Below are 784 nucleotides of genomic sequence, written 5' to 3' on the forward strand. Positions count from 1 at the left end.
CTCCAACTGGGTAGCCAGACCGATCGGCAGCAGCGCGATCAGCGGTAGACCGAAGCCGACCGAGGTGGCGATGCACTTGCCGGTGTCGATGCCAACCTTCTCCTTGGACTCGTTGCCCACACCGTCCCGAGCCTTGACATCGTCGCCTGGCTTCAAGGTGGTGCCGCCAGGAACGGTGACCGTCCAGTTGCCGTTCTCATCGGTCTTGGTCGGCACTTCCTTGCCATCCGGGAAGGTGACGATGATGTCCTCGTTCGGACGGTCGCCGGTGCCGGTGATGGTCTTATCGTCCGGCTTGATCGGGTTGATCTTCGGCGGCGTGGTGTCCGCACCCTCATCTACCGGTTTATCCGGGTTATCAACGGTGACGGTGACCGTGGTGTTGTCCTTGGAACCATCCGGGTAGGTGACCTCGACCGGAACGGTGATCTTGTCGCCCGGCTTGGCGTCCTTCGGAATAGTCACGGTGATCTCGCCGGTGTTCTTATCGACGACCACACCATCCGGGGTGTTCTCACCCGGAGTGAACGTGGTGCCCTCCGGCGGTGTGGTCGGGTTGCCATCCTTGTCCTTGAACTCAGGCTTCTCAACCTTGACGTCCTCACCAGGCTTACCCGAACCATCCTTGTACTCCGGCTCAATCTCATCCGCAGTCTTCGCATCCGGGTTGTCAACGGTGACGGTGACATCAACGTTGTCCTTGGAGCCATCCGGGTAAGTGACCTCGACCGGGACGGTGATCTTGTCGCCTGGGTTGGCGTCCTTCGGAATAGTCACGGTGATC

General features: G+C 60.3%; 1 protein-coding gene. It reads right to left on the reverse strand.

Annotated elements, in window-relative coordinates; translation table 11 throughout:
* On the reverse strand, positions 1–784 hold a 784-nt coding region (locus tag HMPREF3145_RS04770), incomplete at both ends, for a YPDG domain-containing protein (RefSeq protein WP_210384151.1).

Origin of the sequence: Corynebacterium sp. HMSC05C01 (assembly GCF_001807155.1) — a bacterium.
In the GTDB taxonomy this organism is placed as follows: Bacteria; Actinomycetota; Actinomycetes; order Mycobacteriales; family Mycobacteriaceae; genus Corynebacterium; species Corynebacterium coyleae.